The sequence below is a fragment of the Streptomyces camelliae genome, from assembly GCF_027625935.1.
GTDB classification, from domain to species: domain Bacteria; phylum Actinomycetota; class Actinomycetes; order Streptomycetales; family Streptomycetaceae; genus Streptomyces; species Streptomyces camelliae.
Map to the genome: position 1 here is coordinate 5,009,217 of NZ_CP115300.1, position 16,547 is coordinate 5,025,763.

Consider the following 16,547-nt stretch of genomic DNA (forward strand, 5'->3'; position numbering starts at 1 on the left):
TCGATTTTCTGAAGAGACTCAGCGCAATGGAAAATGAATACTGGCGGGCCATGGCGGATCTGTACGGGGCGTCCTGAGGCTGGGCCCGGAGGTTTATCGATGGACAGGATTCATCACGACACAGGCTGCTACGACGCGGGCCGCTACGACGCGGGCCGTTACGACGACGCGGGCCGCTACGACTCCGGTCTCTACGACGACGCCTGGAGCGTGCCGGACGCGGGCATGGCGCCGAACGACTGGGACCCGGTCGAGGAACTGGCCCAGATGCTGGCCGCGCCGACCGTCGCCATCCCCGTTCCCGACCCGCCGACCGTGCCGGCCCCGCGCCGGAGCAGCCGGCGGCGGGTCCGCCAGGAATCCCATCTGCTCGACGGCGGCCGTCGTATCACCCACATCACGCTGCTGATCGTGGCGGTCTCGCTGTGTGCGGTGTGCATGCTGGCATGGTCCGTCTGCTATTCGTACGGCCAATTGTGCGTGATCGCCTCGTCGGTGCTGCCGGCGAGTCTCGCGAAATGCTGGCCGCTGACGGTGTACGGGCCCTGGTTCGTGGCGGCGCTCTCCGTCCTGCGGGCCACCGCACAACGCCGGGGTGCGCGGCGATCCTGGGGCGTGGTGCTGGCGGCCTCCGCGATGGCCGTGGCGCTGTGCGTCAGTCACTCGTCGCACGCGCTGCTCTCGTTAGTGATCTTCGGAATTCCGCCGGTCACCGCTCTGGTGTGTTTCTGGGAACTGGTCGGCCAGATCTCGACCAGGAGCCGGGCCCGGCACGCCACATATACCGATCCGCCGAATTCCCTGCCGTGACGACCGAGCCCCCTGTCCGGCGGTTCTCCGCGGGACAGGGGGCTCGGTGCGGTCAGGCCGGCAGCGCGCCTCAGAGGGAGACGCTGACGCTGGCGTGGCCGTACTGGCCGAGGAGGCCGAGGGCCTCGCCCTTGACGCCGTCGAGCTGGGACAGCACCTCGGTGCTGCTGAGGGTCGTGGTGCCGAGGGTGGCGTTCGCCTCGGGGCTCAGGCCGCCGGAGACGTTGTCGAGCTCGGCGTCGGAGATCTCGACGGTCTGAACCTGGTGAGCGGAGTTCATGGGGAAACTGCCCTTCGCATGGATGGTCCACAAGGGGGAGCGGCCCGGCTGGGGACAGACGACGGGCCGCGGCCGCAGGTACGCGCCAGCCTTTTCAGGTCACCTTGGCGCGATCCCGGCGGCCCGAGCGATCAAACCACGGAGCGCGCCGGGCATCCAGTCAACCGCCGCTCCCACCTGCCCAGTTGGCAGCCCTGTTCGACATATCGGTGCACGCGTGGTCACGCGTTGAGGGCAGTTTCTCCACACATCCTTGCCACACAGGCGGGTCACAGCTCTTGTTGTGGCCATGCCGATCGGGACAACTCCGTACGAACGGAACCCGGAAGCCCACAGTTGCGTGCGCACTGTGCAGATTCGGTTCACGGACCCGACGGCGCACACGACAAAGGGCCGGTGTGAAACGAGTTCACACCGGCCCCGGGTGTCGCGGGTGTTTCGTCAGCCGCACTGGCAGGGGTTGCCCTGCTGGCACCCGCAGCCGCAGCCCGAGCCGCAGCCGCACGCGCCGAACAGCGGAAGGCTCCTGGTCTCGGCGGGCTGGTCGCTCTGGCGCTCCTGGGTGGGGTCGGGCGTGGTGCTGGGGGATTCGGCCATGGGTCCCTCCTGGATGCTGGGGCAGCGGTGCCCTCGCCCATTTCATGCCCGCTCCCCAGGGCGCATCAACGGCGCATGGAGGCGCCCACGCCCCCCACGGCCCGGCCCCGGCGGGGTTACGCGCCCTCGACGCCCGTCACCGGCTGGATGTCCGGCTGGAGCTCGTCCGCGTGCTCGCCCGTGACCAGATAGACGACGCGCTTGGCGACCGCGACCGCGTGGTCGGCGTACCGCTCGTAGTAGCGGCCGAGGAGCGTGACGTCCACCGCCGTCTCGATGCCGTGCTTCCAGCGCTCGTCGATCAGGTGCTGGAAGAGCGTGCGGTGCAGCAGGTCCATCTCGTCGTCGTCCTGCTCCAGCTGGAGCGCGAGATCGACGTCCTTCGTGATGATCACCTCGGCCGCCTTCGCCATCAGGCGCTGCGCGAGCTGGCCCATCTCCAGGATCGTGGCGTGCAGGTCGTTCGGGACCGCGCGCTCGGGGAAGCGCAGCCGGGCCAGCTTCGCCACGTGCTGGGCCAGGTCGCCGGAGCGCTCCAGGTCGGCGGACATGCGCAGGCTGGTGACGACGATGCGGAGGTCGGTCGCCACCGGCTGCTGCCGCGCCAGCAGGGCTATGGCCCGCGCCTCCAGGTCGTGCTGGAGCTCGTCGACCTTCTGGTCCGCCTCGATGACACTCTCGGCCAGCTTCAGGTCGGCGTCCAGGATGGCGGTCGTGGCGCGCCCGATCGCCGACCCGACCAGCCGGGCCATCTCCACCAGACCGTCGCCGATCGAGTCAAGTTCCTCGTGGTACGCGTCCCGCATCAGGGTTCCCTCTCATAGGTGTGCTTGGTCCCCACGCTCCCACGTTCTGCCCCACACGCGTCCGTTTCTGCCACCCCAAATGAACCAATACTGGCTCCAAGGTGAACTCTGGGCGACGAGTGTTCGAGGACGCACGATGACGGCTGTGGTCATGTCGTACCCCCTGCTTAACCTGGATGCATGGACGTGAACGCGGCGGTCGCCGCAGCGGCAGCGATCGCCGGGGTGCTCACCGGCGTCATCGCCATGCTGGCGTTCCGCTGGAGCGAACGCGACCAGAAGCGACCGACCAGGACTTCCTTGCACACCGATCCCGTACTCCCGCCCGGCGTGGACACCGTGCTGTCCGTGCTCCGCTCCTCGGCCGTCGTCCTCGACGAGGCCGACGCCGTGGTCAAGGCCAGCTCCGCCGCCTACGCCCTCGGGCTGGTCCGCGGCGGCAAGCTCTCCGTCGAGCCCATGCTCCAGATGGCGCGGGACACCCGGAGAGACGGCGAGATACGCCAGGTCGAGCTGGATCTGCCCCGCCGCGGCACCGGACGCGGCGAGGCCCTCGCCGTCTCCGCGCGCGTGGCCCCGCTCGGCTCCCGTCTGGTCCTGCTGCTGGTCGAGGACCTGACCGAGGCCCGCCGGATCGAGGCGGTACGACGCGACTTCGTGGCGAACGTCAGCCATGAGCTGAAGACGCCCGTCGGCGCGCTGTCCCTCCTCTCCGAGGCGGTCATGGACGCCTCCGACGACCCCGAGGCCGTGCAGCGCTTCGCGGGCCGCATGCAGATCGAGGCGACCCGGCTGACCAACCTGGTCCAGGAGCTCATCGACCTCTCCCGCGTGCAGAACGACGATCCGCTGGAGGACGCCGAGCCCGTCCGCGTGGACGAGCTGGTCGCCGAGGCCATGGACCGCTGCCGCCACCAGGCCGGTACGAAGCAGATCATCATGTCCGCCGGGGGCACGGCCGACCTGCACGTCTGGGGGAACCGCGGCCAGCTGGCCGCCGCCCTCGGCAACCTCGTCGAGAACGCCGTGAACTACTCCCCGGCCCGCACCCGCGTCGGCATAGCCGCCCGCCGGGTCAACGCACCCGGCGGGGACATGATCGAGCTGGCCGTCACGGACCAGGGCATCGGCATCTCCGACAAGGACAAGGAGCGCATCTTCGAGCGCTTCTACCGCGTCGACCCGGCCCGCTCCCGGGCCACCGGAGGCACCGGTCTGGGTCTCGCGATCGTCAAGCACGTGGTCGCCTCGCACGGCGGGGAGGTCACGGTCTGGAGCGCCGAAGGCCAGGGCTCCACGTTCACCCTCAGGCTGCCGGAGGCGGGCGCGGCCCGCGACCGCGCATCGCAGCACCCCGACCCCGACCTCGATGACGAGGCCGGCGGCTCCACCGCGTCATCCCCGTACGAACCGCTTCCCGCCCCGGAGGTCCTTCCGTGACCCGAGTGCTCGTCGTCGAGGACGAGGAGTCCTTCTCCGACGCCCTGTCGTACATGCTCCGCAAGGAGGGCTTCGAGGTCGCCGTCGCGGCCACCGGGCCCGACGGACTCGACGAGTTCGAGCGCAACGGCGCCGACCTCGTCCTCCTCGACCTGATGCTGCCGGGTCTGCCCGGTACGGAGGTGTGCCGACAGCTGCGCGGCCGCTCCAACGTCCCCGTGATCATGGTGACCGCGAAGGACAGCGAGATCGACAAGGTCGTGGGCCTCGAAATAGGAGCCGACGACTACGTCACCAAGCCCTTCTCCTCCCGCGAGCTGGTCGCCCGCATCCGCGCGGTGCTCCGCCGCCGCGGCGAGCCGGAGGAGGTCACCCCGGCCGCGCTGGAGGCGGGCCCGGTCCGCATGGACGTCGACCGCCACGTGGTGACGGTGGCCGGCTCCAAGGTCGACCTCCCGCTCAAGGAGTTCGACCTCCTGGAGATGCTGCTGCGCAACGCGGGCCGCGTCCTGACCCGCATGCAGCTGATCGACCGCGTCTGGGGCGCCGACTACGTGGGCGACACCAAGACCCTCGACGTCCACGTCAAGCGCCTCCGCGCCAAGATCGAACCGGACCCGGGCGCGCCGCGGTATCTGGTGACGGTCCGGGGCCTGGGCTACAAGTTCGAGCCGTAGACCGGGCTCGCCTCGGTTGCCGGACGGAGTCCGGCTCAGCACTTCGAAGCCTGCGGAGCAGTGCGAGGGGTGCGTCGAGGATGGTGCTCGAACCGGACCCGGGCGCGCCGCGGTACCTGGTGACGGTCCGGGGCCTGGGCTACAAGTTCGAGCCGTAGACCGGGCTCGCCTCGGTTGCCGGACGGAGTCCGGCTCAGCACTTCGAAGCCTGCGGAGCAGTGCGAGGGGTGCGTCGAGGATGGTGCTCGAACCGGACCCGGGCGCGCCGCGGTATCTGGTGACGGTCCGGGGCCTGGGCTACAAGTTCGAGCCGTAGACCGGGCTCGCCTCGGTTGCCGGACGGAGTCCGGCTCAGCACTTCGAAGCCTGCGGAGCAGTGCGAGGGGTGCGTCGAGGATGGTGCTCGAACCGGACCCGGGCGCGCCGCGGTACCTGGTGACGGTCCGGGGCCTGGGCTACAAGTTCGAGCCCTAAACCGGGCTCCGAGTCCGAGCCGTAAGGCGTACGGCGGTCGTACGACTCGCGGCACCCACGACGAAGGGCGGCGCCCCCGCAGGGGTGCCGCCCTCGTGTGTACGTCGGTCAGTGACCGGTGGTCGACTGGGACGCCGAGTCGGTCGGGGTGGCGCCGGTGGACGCGGACTCGCTCGCGCCCGCCGACGGGGTCGCCTTGCCGCCCTTGCCCTTGCCCTTCGCCGGCTTGCCGCTGGCGGAAGCGGACGCGCCCGGGGCGCCGGACGGGCTCGCCGGAGCGGACGGGATCGTGCTCGGGCCCCACTTGTCGAAGTAGCTGGTGGCCGGGACCACGAAGGCGTCCAGGCTCACGGCGCCGGTCTTGCTGAGGGTGAAGGTGAGCTTCTGGACGTTGCCGTCCTGGACCGCCTCACGGCCGCTGGGCAGCTCGGCGGAGGCGTTGCCCTTGCCGCCGAGGAGCAGGGAGCCGTGCGCCGGGACGGTCAGGCTCTGGCCCTTGGGTGCGGTCAGCGTGACCGACCCGCTCGTGCCCGGGAGGGAGATGGACTGGAGGGTCTCGTCCGAGGAGCCCTGGTTGAACAGGGTCGCGGAGATCACGGCCGGCCCGGTGGACTGCAGGTCCGGCTGGGTGATGATCAGGGCGTTCTGGACCTTGATGTTGCCGACGGCGGTCGCCGCGTTGTCCGGCTTGATTCCCAGGGTCTGTGAGTCGTTGCCGGCGCCGCAGGCGGCGAGCGAGGCGATCGAGAAGACGATGGCGGAGGCGGCGAGGGCGCCGCGTCGAAGGCTGCTGCTCACGGCGGCGGCAACTCCTTGAACGCGCGGGCGGCTCCCCTTATAAAGCCACCCTAAGTGTCTGTCAGCGGGCTTAGGTTACCGAGCCGTTCCCACGCCACCGCACCCGACCCTCCCCAAGAGGCCGCCTTGGCCTCCGGCTGGGGGTACTGCGGGCCTCTCGTCACTCCAGTCACAAGTGACTCTTGAGTCACTTTGGCGAGGCGCTCGTCCGCCATTCGCATAACCGCGCGCAAAATTTCCGTGAAGGAATGTGCGCCCCTTCGATGACGTCTTCGATGACGCCTTCGATGACCGTCTTCGAGGACCGTCCCCGATATTGATCACCGGGCACCCCTCCGCGCGTCGTTGATCAATTCCGGATTCGTGACGCGTCCGGCTCCGCACCGGTCCCCGCACGCCGAACGGAGTAGCGGAAGTCGCACGCTTGGAACAGGACAAATCGGGATGTTAGGCCACTTGGAGAGGGCGCTCGGTGTGTGTAACGTACGCGTTTCACCCCGCCTGAAGAGCCCCTCCGACCTGCGAATACCCGCTTCCGCAGGCCCTTCGAAGCACGTTCCTGTCGCTGTTGTCAAGCCCCGAGATATGCCCTGACCTGCGAAAACGCCATTCAGAAGACGCCGTATCCGTGTTACCCTGGATAGCCACGGAAGGGGTACCTGTCACATGACGTTCAAGGTTGGCGACACCGTGGTCTATCCCCATCACGGGGCCGCGCTGATCGAGGCCATCGAAACTCGCCAGATCAAAGGCGTGGACAAGACCTACTTGGTGCTGAAGGTTGCCCAGGGTGACCTGACGGTACGTGTGCCAGCGGACAATGCTGAGTTCGTGGGCGTGCGTGATGTGGTCGGTCAGGACGGGCTGGACCGGGTCTTCGAGGTGCTGCGCGCGCCGTACGCCGAGGAGCCCACGAACTGGTCGCGTCGCTACAAGGCAAACCTGGAGAAGCTCGCCTCCGGTGATGTCATCAAGGTCGCGGAAGTCGTGCGTGACCTGTGGCGTCGTGAGCGCGAGCGCGGACTGTCCGCCGGTGAGAAGCGCATGCTCGCCAAGGCCCGCCAGATCCTGGTGAGCGAGCTGGCTCTCGCGGAGAACACGAACGAGGACAAGGCCGAGGCCCTGCTCGACGAGGTGCTCGCCTCCTGACACGCGCCGTGGGCGGCGACCTCTCGCTGCCGGCACGCTCAGCACAGTGAAATGCCGCGGTGCCCGATGACACTGACCCTGTCGCCGGGCGCTGCGGCATGTTCGTCCTCGCGGGTCGTCCCCGCAGGCGGGTCTGTGTCGGGGAACCGGTGGATCCTGGTGAATCCAGTGAATCCCCGGCCGCTGGATCCTTGGTGGACCCTCGGTCGATCAGCGGACGCGCCCCCCGATACTTGATGTGCCGGGCCCGGGCAGCTGACCTCGACCAGGGTCACGGAAGGGTCCGGTCAAGGGCGTCGCGCCCGGCACTCCTCCAGGCCATACCCACCTAGGTCGAGCACACAAACCTGACAGGAACCGATGTCTGACGAATCGCGCCCCTCACCTGCGCAGACCCCCGTCGCAGCCGTGATTCCCGCCGCCGGCCGGGGCGTACGCCTCGGTCCGGGCGCCCCCAAGGCGCTGCGCGCGCTGAACGGCACGCCCATGCTCATCCACGCGGTCCGCGCGCTCGCCGCGTCCCGCCATGTCTCCCTGGTGGTCGTCGTCGCCCCGTCCGACGGCGCCGCCGAGGTCAAGTCACTGCTCGACGTGCACGCGCTGCCGGACCGCACGGACTTCCTGGTCGTCCCGGGCGGCGACACCCGCCAGGAGTCGGTCAAGCTCGGCCTGGACGCCCTGCCTCCCGAGTACGGCATCGTCCTCGTGCACGACGCGGCCCGCCCGCTCGTCCCGGTCGACACGGTCGACGCGGTCATCGAGGCCGTCCGCGAGGGCGCGCCGGCCGTCGTCCCGGCGCTGCCGCTGGCCGACACGGTCAAGGAGGTCGAGCCCGCGGCCGTCGCCGGCGAGCCGGAACCGGTCGTCGCCACGCCCGAGCGGGCCCGCCTGCGCGCCGTGCAGACGCCGCAGGGCTTCGACCGTACGACCCTGATCCGCGCGCACGAGACCGTCACCGGCGATGTGACGGACGACGCGAGCATGGTCGAGCAGCTCGGCCTGCCGGTCGTGACCGTCCCCGGTCACGAGGAGGCCTTCAAGGTCACCCGCCCCCTCGACCTGGTCCTCGCCGAGGCGGTCCTGGCCCGCAGGAGGCTCAACGATGGCTTCTGAGGCCGGCTTCGTGCTGCCCCTGCCGCAGGTCGGCATCGGCACCGACATCCACGCCTTCGAGGAGGGTCGCGAGCTGTGGTGCGCGGGCCTGAAGTGGGAGGGGGAAGGCCCCGGGCTGGCCGGCCACTCCGACGCCGACGTCGTCGCCCACGCGGCCTGCAACGCCCTCTTCTCCGCCGCCGGGCTCGGTGACCTGGGGCAGCACTTCGGCACCGGCCGGCCCGAGTGGTCGGGCGCGCCCGGAGTCACGCTGCTCACCGAGGCCGCCCGGATCGTCCGCGCGGCGGGCTTCACCATCGGCAATATCGCCGTCCAGGTGATCGGCCCCCGCCCGAAGATCGGCAAGCGGCGCACCGAGGCCCAGAAGGTCCTCTCCGAGGCGGCCGGCGCCCCCGTCTCCGTCTCCGGCGCGACGACGGACGGCCTCGGCTTTCCCGGCCGCGACGAGGGCCTGATGGCGATCGCGACGGCACTGGTGGTGCGGACGGCGGGCTGATGGCTGCGCCGGTGATGGGGATGGTGGGCTGACGGCTGCGCCGGTGGTGCGGACGGCGGGCTGACGACTGCGCCGGTGGTGCGGAGGGGCTGCTGACGGTGGCGCTCGCGATGCGCGTGTGCCGAGAGCGTGCGAGGGTACCCGGAGAGTCATCGTTGACCGAGGAGGTACCCATGCCCGCCACCCTGCCCGACCGGCTCAAGTCCCTGCTCGACGGCCCCGTCTTCATCGTGGTGGGCACGATCCAGCCCGACGGCCGCCCGCAGATGTCCCCGGTGTGGGTGAAGCGGGACGGCGACCAGATCCTGTTCTCCACGACCGTCGACCGCCGCAAGAAGAAGAACCTCGACCGCGACCCCCGGGTGAGCGTCATCGTCCAGGACCCCGAGATGCCCTACGTCTACGGCGAGGTCCGGGGCACCGCGGAGTTCACCACCCAGGGCGCCAGGGACCTGATCGACGAACTGTCGATGAAGTACACCGGCAAGAAGTACGCCGAGTTCAACCCCGACTCCGTGAACGACGCCGCGCGGGTGATCGTCAAGATCACTCCCGAGAAGGTCGTGGGAATGTTCTGAGCCGGAATGTTCTGAGCCAAGAGGCGCAAGGCACCGCTCCGCGCCCACTACCCTGGAGTGGTGACTATTCGCCTGTACGACACCAGCGCCCGGCAGATCCGTGACTTCGCCCCGCTCAAGCCGGGTTGTGTCTCGATCTACCTGTGTGGCGCCACCGTGCAGGCCGCACCGCACATCGGGCACATCCGGTCGGGGCTCAACTTCGACATCATGCGCCGGTGGTTCACGTACCGCGGCTATGACGTGACGTTCATCCGGAACGTCACGGACATCGACGACAAGATCATCGCCAAGGCCCATGAGCAGGGCCGCCCCTGGTGGTCGATCGGGTACGAGAACGAGCGTGCCTTCAACGAGGGCTACGCCGCCCTCGGCTGCCTGCCGCCGACGTACGAGCCGCGCGCCACCGGCCACATCACCGAGATGGTCGAGATGATGCAGCGCCTCATCGAGCGCGGCCACGCCTACGCGGCGGACGGCAACGTCTACTTCGACGTACGGTCCTTCCCGCAGTACCTGGAGCTGTCCCGGCAGGAGCTGGACAATCTGCGCCAGCCGTCCGGCGAGGGCGAGACCGGCAAGCGGGACGAGCGGGACTTCGCGATGTGGAAGTCCGCCAAGCCGGGCGAGCCGACCTGGCCGACCCCGTGGGGAGAGGGCCGTCCCGGCTGGCACCTGGAGTGCTCGGCCATGGCGCACAAGTACCTGGGCACCGCCTTCGACATCCACGGCGGCGGCCTCGACCTGATCTTCCCGCACCACGAGAACGAGATCGCCCAGGCCAAGGCCTACGGCGACGACTTCGCCCGGTACTGGGTGCACAACGCCTGGGTCACCATGGCCGGCGACAAGATGTCCAAGTCGCTCGGCAACAGCGTCCTGGTCAGCGAGATGGTCAAGCAGTGGCGGCCGATCGTGCTCCGCTACTACCTGGGCACCCCGCACTACCGCTCGATGATCGAGTACAGCGAGGAGTCCCTGCGCGAGGCCGAGTCGGCGTTCGCGCGGATCGAGGGCTTCGTGCAGCGGGTCATCGAGCTGGCCGGGGCCGTCGAGCCGGCCGCCGAGGTCCCGCCGGCCTTCGCCGAGGCGATGGACGACGACCTGGGTGTCCCGCAGGCCCTCGCGATCGTGCACACCACGGTCCGGCAGGGCAACAGCGCGCTGGCCGCCGACGACAAGGAAGCCGCCGTCGCCCGGCTCGCCGAGGTGCGGGCCATGCTCGGTGTCCTCGGCCTCGACCCGCTGGACGAGCAGTGGGCGGGCGAGTCCGACCAGGGCGAAGACCTGCACGGCGTGGTCGACAGCCTCGTCCGGCTGGTGCTGGACCAGCGCGAGTCCGCCCGCGCCCGCAAGGACTGGTCGACCGCCGACGCCATCCGCGACCAGCTCGCCCAGTCCGGCCTCGCCATCGAGGACAGCCCGCAGGGCCCGCGCTGGAGCCTCAAGCCCTAGCCCCGGACCAGAAGATCAAGTGTGCCGCCCGGCCCTCCGGGCGGCACACTGCATAAGACGTACGTACGACGCTCAACACGAAGCTCAACGGAGACGAGTAACTCATGGCCGCGAACAACCGCCGCATGTCCGGCAAGAAGGGCGCGCAGGTCGGCAGCGGTGGCCAGCGGCGCCGGGGCCTGGAGGGCAAGGGCCCGACCCCGCCCGCCGAGATGCGCAAGGGGCACGCCAAGCAGCGCGCCGCCGCCGCGAAGGCCCGCCGCGCACAGGGGCGTCCGCAAGCGCGCCGCGGCAGCGGCAAGTCGGCGTCCGAGCTGGTCGTCGGCCGTAACCCGGTCGTCGAGGCGCTCCGCGAGGGCGTTCCCGCCTCGACGCTCTACGTCCAGCAGTTCATCGACAACGACGAGCGCGTCCGCGAGGCCCTCCAGCTCGCCGCCGAGCGCGGCGGCATCAACCTGATGGAGGCCCCGCGCCCCGAGCTGGACCGCATGACCAACGGCCTCAACCACCAGGGCCTCGTCCTGCAGGTCCCGCCGTACGAGTACGCGCACCCCGAGGACCTGCTCGACGCGGCGGCCGACGAGGGCGAGGACCCGCTGGTCGTCGCGCTCGACGGGGTCACCGACCCGCGCAACCTCGGCGCCGTCGTCCGCTCCGTCTCCGCCTTCGGCGGCCACGGTGTCGTCGTACCCGAGCGCCGCTCGGCCGGCATGACCGCCGGTGCCTGGAAGACCTCCGCCGGCGCGGCCGCCCGTACCCCGGTCGCCCGCGCCACCAACCTCACCCGCGTCCTGGAGTCGTACAAGAAGGCCGGCGTCACGGTCGTCGGGCTGGCGGCGGACGGCGAGGTCGAACTGGGCGAGCTCCAGGCACTGGACGGCCCGGTCGTGATCGTGGTCGGCAGCGAGGGCAAGGGCCTGTCCCGCCTGGTCGGCGAAACCTGCGACTTCCGTGTGCGCATCCCGATGCCGGGTGGCGCGGAGTCGCTGAACGCCGGTGTGGCGGCGGGCATCGTCCTCTACGAGGCGGCGCGTCGGCGCGGCTGACGGCACGGCGCGCCGACGGGACTGAACATCCGTCCGGAACTTCACCCTTGCGGGGTAATTCTGGTGCTCCTGTGGTGTTCGAGACGACTTTGACGGGGTCCGGACACATCCGCCCGGTCAAAGCAGTGTCCTAACTCCACGTCACTCGGTTAGATGAGTGTGGACACCAGAACACCCCGCACACCCACGGGGGGACGCTCGTCGGGATTCAGCTCGGGATTCGCTTCCGGGCCCGACGAGGCTCCCGCGCTGAGCATGGTGAAGGTGCCGAGCGATCCGGCGCAGGTCATCGTCAATCACGCCAGCTTCCGCGTGCAGCTGGGCGCGTCGGCGAAGCGCTCCCAATCCTCGCGGATCGCCCGGCATCTGAGCGCCGCCCAGGACACCGCCCGGATGCCCGTCGGGGGCCCGGCGGGCCGGGCGGGCGCCGCCGCCCGCCGCCGCCCCGTCGTGTGGAGCGGCAAGTCCGCCCCCGACGACACCGGCGCGCACCGGCTCCTCCAGGCCGTGCGGGGCAGCGTCCGCCAGGCCGACGAGACCGAGCCCGGCGCCACCCAGGTCATCCCGCGCGTCGGCACCGGCTACGGCGACGCCTACGACGACCTGGACCAGACGGTCGAGACCCCCGTCGTGGGCCACCAGCGCACCGCCCCCGAGGCCGCCGACGGCACCCGTCTGCTGCCGCACATGCGCTCGACGACCGGCGCCTACGACGAACCCCCGTACGCGGAAACGGACTTCGAGCCCCACGACCGCTACGACGACTACGACGATCACGACCGCTACGACCGCTACGACGATCACGACCGCCACGACGACTACGCGGAAGCAGCCGCCCAGGACGACACCCCGCGCCCCGCCCGCCACCAGGGCGACGACCCGGCCCGGCACGCCTACTACCCCGGCCGCCGGATGAACCTGGGCGTCGTCCTCCTCCCCCTGCGCATCTTCCTCGGCTTCATCTCCATCTACGCCGGCATGGGCAAGCTGTGCGACCCCGTCTACTTCGACGGCGGCAAGCGCGGCTCCATGGTCAAGTGGCTCAACACCCTGCACCCGTGGGACGTGGCCGAGCCGCTGCGCCAGACCGCCCTGCACCACCCGGTCGGCGCCGGCCTGGTCATCGCCTTCCTCCAGGTGGTCGTCGGCGTCCTCACGATCCTCGGCTGCTGGCAGCGCGTGGCCGCGGTCGTCGGCGCCCTGCTCTCCGCCGCCCTGATCGTCACGGTCAGCTGGAAGACGGTCCCCGCCTACGACGCCCCCGACATCATCTACCTCGCCGCCTGGTCCCCGCTGATCATCGCCGGCGCCCCCGTCTACTCCGTGGACGGCCGCCTCGCCGCCGGCGCCTGGCGCCGCCTCGGCCCCCGCTCCGACATCTGGGAGCTGCGCCGCTACGTCCTGCGCCGCGGCGCGCTGATCACGGCCATCACGGTCGGCGTCACCCTGCTCGTCGGCTCCCTGCTGGGCGGCGCCGTACGCGACTCCAGCCGCGTGGTCGTCCCCGGCCCCGGCGAGGCCCCCCGCAACAACCTCCCCGGCTCCCCGCTCCCGCAGGGACCGGGCACGCGGCACCGCACCAGCCCGTCGGCCTCCACAGCCCCCACAGGCGGCGCCACGGCCGGCGCGAGCCCGTCCGGCGCGGCGACGACCCCGGGCGCCACGCACACGGCGGGCGGTACGACGACGACCCCGAGCGAGACCCAGGGCACCACGGGCCAGATCCCGCCCCGCCACTCCTCCCCGGCAGGCGGCACCCCGAGCACCACCGCGGGCCCGACGAGCACCGGCGGCACCTCGACCGGGGGCAGCTCCCCGTCGGGCGGCACGACCAGCTCCGGCGGCGCTTCGTCCTCCGGCCAGCCGGGCCTGGTGGGCGGCCTGCTGGGCTGACGGAACGAGCCAGGAGAGAGACAGCAGAGGGCCCCGTACCAGGGAAGGTACGGGGCCCTCTGACCGTCAACGACCCAACGCCGCAAGCTCCTTGGCCGCCTCCGTCAGATCCTTCGCGGTGTCGATGGCCCGCCAGTACGCCCCCTGCGGAATAGGGAACCCGAAGAGCCGCTCCTCCCGGGCCAGCCGGGGAAACGTGGTCCGCTCATGGTCGCCCCGCTCGGGGAGCAGCTCGGCGAACTCGGGCGAGAAGACGTACACACCGGCGTTGATCTCGAACGTCGACGGCGGCGCCTCGATGAAGTCGGTGACGTGCCCGAACCCGTCGGTCCGCACCGCACCCCAGGGAATACGGGGCCGGGCCAGAGCCAGCGTCGCGACAGCGTCCCGCTCAGTGTGGAAGTCGGCCATGTCCCGCAGGGAGAAGCGGGTCCAGATGTCGCCGTTGGTGGCGTACCACGGCTGGCCGGGGCGGGGGAGATGCGCGGCGGCGTACCGGAGGCCGCCGCCGCGGCCGAGGGGCTCGGTCTCCACGACGGTGGTGACGGAGACCGGCAGGTCGGCGGAGTCCAGCCACTTCTGCAGGACCTCGGCGAGGTGGCCGCAGGAGACCACCACGTCCGTCACGCCTTCCTCGGCGAGCCAGGTCAGCTGATGGCCGATGATCGGGGTGCCCGTGCCGGGGATCTCGACCATCGGCTTGGGCCGGTCATCGGTGTACGGACGCAGCCGGGAGCCCTGGCCACCGGCCAGGATCACGGCTTGGGTGGGGCGCGACGCGGCGCTGGGATGGGTCATGCCCGCACTGTACGCGGCGCCCTGCCCGGAGCGGGCCGACAGCAACGCACTGCCTCTGGCCCCTGCCCGGGGCGGCCGACAGACGACGTGCTGCTTACGGCTCCTGTCCGGGGCGGCCGGCAGCGACGCGCTGTTTACGGTTTACGGCCCCTGCCCGGAGCCGGCCGACAGCGACGCGCTGCCTACGGCCCTTGCCCGGGGCGGCCGGCAGGGACGCGATGCCGACCGGCCTCCCGGGGGCTCAGCGCGCCGCGGCGAGCACACCCGAGGCGAACGACGTGTCGCACACCGGACGGGCGAAGGACTGGGCGCGCGAGGCGCCGTACATGCGCACCGCGGCCTGGCCCAGCGCGCGGGCGATGGACGAGCAGTGCCGCGCCAGCGACGGGTGGCCGTTGACGGCCTGCTGGAGGTGGGTGAGGACCACGCCCGGGTTCCGGTCCTGGAGCTCGCCCATCAGCCGCTCGCGGAGCACGTCCTCGGGGGCGTGCGCGACGGCCTTGGGAACCTCCGCCGTGGAGACGTCCGAGGCGGCCAGCACCGAGCTGGAGGGGCTCCCGGTCCAGTTGACCCGGGTGACCGCGAGGGTCCCGGAGAGCACCAGGACGACGGGCAGGACGAGGGCGAGAGTGCGGCCGATCCGGCGGGCAGGGCCGCCCCGGTGGCCGCGTCGCGTCTGAAGGATGGTGGAGTGCTTCACGCGTGTGAGGGTAGCGTCCGGTAACGATGTGGCGACATTGAGTCACTCGTATGGGGGATGAGGTCGCGCCGTTTTCTGGGTAGAGGGTTGACGCCCTCCGCCCGAATTGATCACTGTGCCGGGGTATTTCCGGAGCGGCCCGGCGCTACAGACGACGCGAAAGGGGCCCTGCGGCACTCCGCAGGACCCCTTTCGTCAACGCACGCGCAAACGCGCAGCTCAGTCCGCTCAGTCGGAGAGACGCTCACCCGTGGACGTGGAGAACACGTGGGTCTCGCCCGGCCGCGGCACGACGTGCAGCGTGGCGCCCTTCTCCGGGACGGAACGGCTGCTGACACGGACGACGAGGTCCTTCTTCTCGCCGCCGACCTCGACGGTGCCGTAGACGTAGCCGTCGGCGCCGGTCTCCTCGACCACGTTCACCGAGACGGCGAGGCCGGCCGGGGCGTCGGCACTGTCCTTGCTCAGGGAGGCCGCCGCGCCGCCGCCCAGCTCGACCACGTCGAAGTGCTCGGGGCGCACGCCCACGGTCACGGTCTTGTCGCCCTTGTCGGTGGCGGCCTTCAGGGCCTCCCGGTTGACGGGGACGACACTGTTGCCGAACTTCACGCCGCCGTCGGCGATCGGGACCTCGATCAGGTTCATGGCCGGGGAGCCGATGAAGCCGGCGACGAAGAGGTTCGCGGGCTTGTCGTACATGTTCCGCGGCGAGTCCACCTGCTGGAGCAGACCGTCCTTGAGCACGGCCACCCGGTCGCCCATCGTCATGGCCTCGACCTGGTCGTGGGTGACGTAGACGGTGGTGATGCCGAGGCGGCGCTGGAGCGAGGCGATCTGCGTACGGGTCGAGACGCGGAGCTTGGCGTCCAGGTTGGACAGCGGCTCGTCCATGAGGAAGACCTGCGGCTCACGGACGATCGCGCGGCCCATCGCGACACGCTGGCGCTGACCGCCGGAGAGCGCCTTCGGCTTGCGGTCCAGGTACTCGGTGAGGTCGAGGATCTTCGCAGCCTCCTCGACCTTCTGCCGGATCTCCGCCTTGTTGACGCCCGCGATCTTCAGGGCGAAGCCCATGTTGTCGGCGACCGTCATGTGCGGGTAGAGGGCGTAGTTCTGGAACACCATGGCGATGTCCCGGTCCTTGGGCGGCAGGTGCGTGACGTCGCGGTCACCGATGCGGATGGCGCCGCCGTTGACGTCCTCCAGGCCCGCGAGCATCCGCAGCGAGGTGGACTTTCCGCAACCCGACGGGCCGACCAGGACGAGAAACTCGCCGTCCTCGATCGCGATGTCGAGACCATCGACGGCGGGCTTGGTGGAACCCGGGTAGATCCGGGTCGCCTTGTCGAACGTGACAGTGGCCATGGCTCAGAGGCCCCCTTCTACCGGCAGGAACGTGCCGGACGATCCGTTGTAGGAAGGTGGTTGGTGTAGCCC

Annotated in this window: 17 protein-coding genes and 2 pseudogenes; 12 read left to right on the forward strand and 7 right to left on the reverse strand. The window is 70.6% G+C overall.

Annotated elements, in window-relative coordinates; translation table 11 throughout:
* Positions 1 to 99 precede the first annotated feature (99 nt).
* Positions 100 to 810, forward strand: a complete 711-nt coding sequence (locus O1G22_RS22880) for a DUF2637 domain-containing protein (protein ID WP_270083035.1) — start codon at positions 100 to 102, stop codon at positions 808 to 810.
* 70 nt (positions 811 to 880) lie between these two features.
* On the opposite strand, the gene O1G22_RS44560 is transcribed toward O1G22_RS22880, so the two are convergent.
* The 3 genes from O1G22_RS44560 to phoU all read right to left on the reverse strand — a co-directional run bounded on the left by O1G22_RS44560 (position 881) and on the right by phoU (position 2,493).
* The gene (locus tag O1G22_RS44560) at positions 881 to 1,090 is read right to left on the reverse strand and encodes a hypothetical protein (RefSeq protein WP_333492327.1); all 210 of its coding nucleotides are present in this window, start codon (positions 1,088 to 1,090) and stop codon (positions 881 to 883) included.
* A 441-nt stretch (positions 1,091 to 1,531) separates the two neighbouring features.
* Complete coding sequence (locus O1G22_RS22890; protein WP_225098012.1) at positions 1,532 to 1,687, reverse strand: hypothetical protein; 156 nt, start codon at positions 1,685 to 1,687, stop codon at positions 1,532 to 1,534.
* Positions 1,688 to 1,803: 116 nt separating this feature from the next.
* A complete protein-coding gene (gene phoU / locus O1G22_RS22895; protein WP_225098011.1) occupies positions 1,804 to 2,493 on the reverse strand; it encodes a phosphate signaling complex protein PhoU in 690 nt (229 codons plus the stop codon).
* A 180-nt stretch (positions 2,494 to 2,673) separates the two neighbouring features.
* On the opposite strand from phoU, the gene phoR reads away from it, so the two are divergent.
* The 4 genes and pseudogenes from phoR to O1G22_RS22920 form a co-directional block, all read left to right on the forward strand.
* A complete protein-coding gene (gene phoR / locus O1G22_RS22900; protein WP_270083036.1) occupies positions 2,674 to 3,933 on the forward strand; it encodes a two-component system sensor histidine kinase PhoR in 1,260 nt (419 codons plus the stop codon).
* A gap of 5 nt (positions 3,934 to 3,938) precedes the next feature.
* Positions 3,939 to 4,610 carry a two-component system response regulator PhoP gene (gene phoP / locus O1G22_RS22905; protein WP_466437636.1) on the forward strand — a complete coding sequence of 224 codons (672 nt, stop codon included), beginning with the start codon at positions 3,939 to 3,941 and terminating at the stop codon, positions 4,608 to 4,610.
* A gap of 235 nt (positions 4,611 to 4,845) precedes the next feature.
* Positions 4,846 to 4,926 (forward strand): annotated as a pseudogene (locus tag O1G22_RS22915) (DNA-binding response regulator); the annotation flags it as partial.
* Positions 4,927 to 5,003: 77 nt separating this feature from the next.
* Positions 5,004 to 5,084, forward strand: a pseudogene (locus tag O1G22_RS22920) (DNA-binding response regulator); the annotation flags it as partial.
* A 108-nt stretch (positions 5,085 to 5,192) separates the two neighbouring features.
* Here O1G22_RS22920 and O1G22_RS22925 read toward each other — a convergent pair.
* On the reverse strand, positions 5,193 to 5,882 hold the full coding sequence (locus tag O1G22_RS22925) for a DUF461 domain-containing protein (protein ID WP_270083037.1): 690 nt from the start codon (positions 5,880 to 5,882) through the stop codon (positions 5,193 to 5,195).
* A gap of 666 nt (positions 5,883 to 6,548) precedes the next feature.
* Between O1G22_RS22925 and O1G22_RS22930 the strand changes: the two genes are divergently transcribed.
* The 7 genes from O1G22_RS22930 to O1G22_RS22960 all read left to right on the forward strand — a co-directional run bounded on the left by O1G22_RS22930 (position 6,549) and on the right by O1G22_RS22960 (position 13,612).
* Positions 6,549 to 7,031: a CarD family transcriptional regulator gene (locus O1G22_RS22930; protein ID WP_003953493.1), complete on the forward strand. Its 483-nt coding sequence runs from the start codon at positions 6,549 to 6,551 to the stop codon at positions 7,029 to 7,031.
* 360 nt (positions 7,032 to 7,391) lie between these two features.
* On the forward strand, positions 7,392 to 8,144 hold the full coding sequence (gene ispD / locus O1G22_RS22935; protein WP_270083038.1) for a 2-C-methyl-D-erythritol 4-phosphate cytidylyltransferase: 753 nt from the start codon (positions 7,392 to 7,394) through the stop codon (positions 8,142 to 8,144).
* Complete coding sequence (gene ispF, locus O1G22_RS22940; protein WP_225098007.1) at positions 8,134 to 8,640, forward strand: 2-C-methyl-D-erythritol 2,4-cyclodiphosphate synthase; 507 nt, start codon at positions 8,134 to 8,136, stop codon at positions 8,638 to 8,640. The genes ispD and ispF overlap by 11 nt, the downstream gene beginning before the upstream one ends.
* A 173-nt stretch (positions 8,641 to 8,813) precedes the next feature.
* Positions 8,814 to 9,218, forward strand: coding sequence for a PPOX class F420-dependent oxidoreductase (locus O1G22_RS22945; RefSeq protein ID WP_270083039.1), 405 nt, complete (start codon positions 8,814 to 8,816; stop codon positions 9,216 to 9,218).
* Positions 9,219 to 9,278: 60 nt separating this feature from the next.
* A complete protein-coding gene (gene cysS, locus O1G22_RS22950) occupies positions 9,279 to 10,673 on the forward strand; it encodes a cysteine--tRNA ligase (RefSeq protein WP_270083040.1) in 1,395 nt (464 codons plus the stop codon).
* 104 nt (positions 10,674 to 10,777) lie between these two features.
* Complete coding sequence (gene rlmB / locus O1G22_RS22955) at positions 10,778 to 11,719, forward strand: 23S rRNA (guanosine(2251)-2'-O)-methyltransferase RlmB (protein ID WP_225098004.1); 942 nt, start codon at positions 10,778 to 10,780, stop codon at positions 11,717 to 11,719.
* 153 nt (positions 11,720 to 11,872) lie between these two features.
* Positions 11,873 to 13,612, forward strand: a complete 1,740-nt coding sequence (locus O1G22_RS22960; RefSeq protein WP_270083041.1) for a DoxX family protein — start codon at positions 11,873 to 11,875, stop codon at positions 13,610 to 13,612.
* A gap of 66 nt (positions 13,613 to 13,678) precedes the next feature.
* Here the strand turns inward: O1G22_RS22960 and O1G22_RS22965 are convergent, their stop codons facing one another.
* The 3 genes from O1G22_RS22965 to msiK form a co-directional block, all read right to left on the reverse strand.
* Entirely contained in the window at positions 13,679 to 14,410 is a 732-nt protein-coding gene (locus O1G22_RS22965; RefSeq protein WP_225098002.1) for a nucleotidyltransferase family protein, read from the reverse strand.
* Positions 14,411 to 14,651: 241 nt separating this feature from the next.
* On the reverse strand, positions 14,652 to 15,110 hold the full coding sequence (locus tag O1G22_RS22970) for a hypothetical protein (protein WP_270083042.1): 459 nt from the start codon (positions 15,108 to 15,110) through the stop codon (positions 14,652 to 14,654).
* A 228-nt stretch (positions 15,111 to 15,338) separates the two neighbouring features.
* Positions 15,339 to 16,475, reverse strand: a complete 1,137-nt coding sequence (gene msiK, locus O1G22_RS22975) for a diacetylchitobiose ABC transporter ATP-binding protein MsiK (protein WP_270083043.1) — start codon at positions 16,473 to 16,475, stop codon at positions 15,339 to 15,341.
* Positions 16,476 to 16,547: the final 72 nt, after the last annotated feature.

Coding starts and splice junctions, on each gene's coding strand:
- msiK (WP_270083043.1), bottom strand. CDS start 16,475: ATGGCCACTGTCACGTTCGACAAGGCGACCCGGATCTACCCGGGTTCC.
- O1G22_RS22930 (WP_003953493.1), top strand. CDS start 6,549: ATGACGTTCAAGGTTGGCGACACCGTGGTCTATCCCCATCACGGGGCC.
- rlmB (WP_225098004.1), top strand. CDS start 10,778: ATGGCCGCGAACAACCGCCGCATGTCCGGCAAGAAGGGCGCGCAGGTC.
- ispD (WP_270083038.1), top strand. CDS start 7,392: ATGTCTGACGAATCGCGCCCCTCACCTGCGCAGACCCCCGTCGCAGCC.
- O1G22_RS22945 (WP_270083039.1), top strand. CDS start 8,814: ATGCCCGCCACCCTGCCCGACCGGCTCAAGTCCCTGCTCGACGGCCCC.
- O1G22_RS22890 (WP_225098012.1), bottom strand. CDS start 1,687: ATGGCCGAATCCCCCAGCACCACGCCCGACCCCACCCAGGAGCGCCAG.
- O1G22_RS22960 (WP_270083041.1), top strand. CDS start 11,873: ATGAGTGTGGACACCAGAACACCCCGCACACCCACGGGGGGACGCTCG.
- O1G22_RS44560 (WP_333492327.1), bottom strand. CDS start 1,090: ATGAACTCCGCTCACCAGGTTCAGACCGTCGAGATCTCCGACGCCGAG.
- O1G22_RS22965 (WP_225098002.1), bottom strand. CDS start 14,410: ATGACCCATCCCAGCGCCGCGTCGCGCCCCACCCAAGCCGTGATCCTG.
- ispF (WP_225098007.1), top strand. CDS start 8,134: ATGGCTTCTGAGGCCGGCTTCGTGCTGCCCCTGCCGCAGGTCGGCATC.
- O1G22_RS22880 (WP_270083035.1), top strand. CDS start 100: ATGGACAGGATTCATCACGACACAGGCTGCTACGACGCGGGCCGCTAC.
- phoU (WP_225098011.1), bottom strand. CDS start 2,493: ATGCGGGACGCGTACCACGAGGAACTTGACTCGATCGGCGACGGTCTG.
- phoR (WP_270083036.1), top strand. CDS start 2,674: ATGGACGTGAACGCGGCGGTCGCCGCAGCGGCAGCGATCGCCGGGGTG.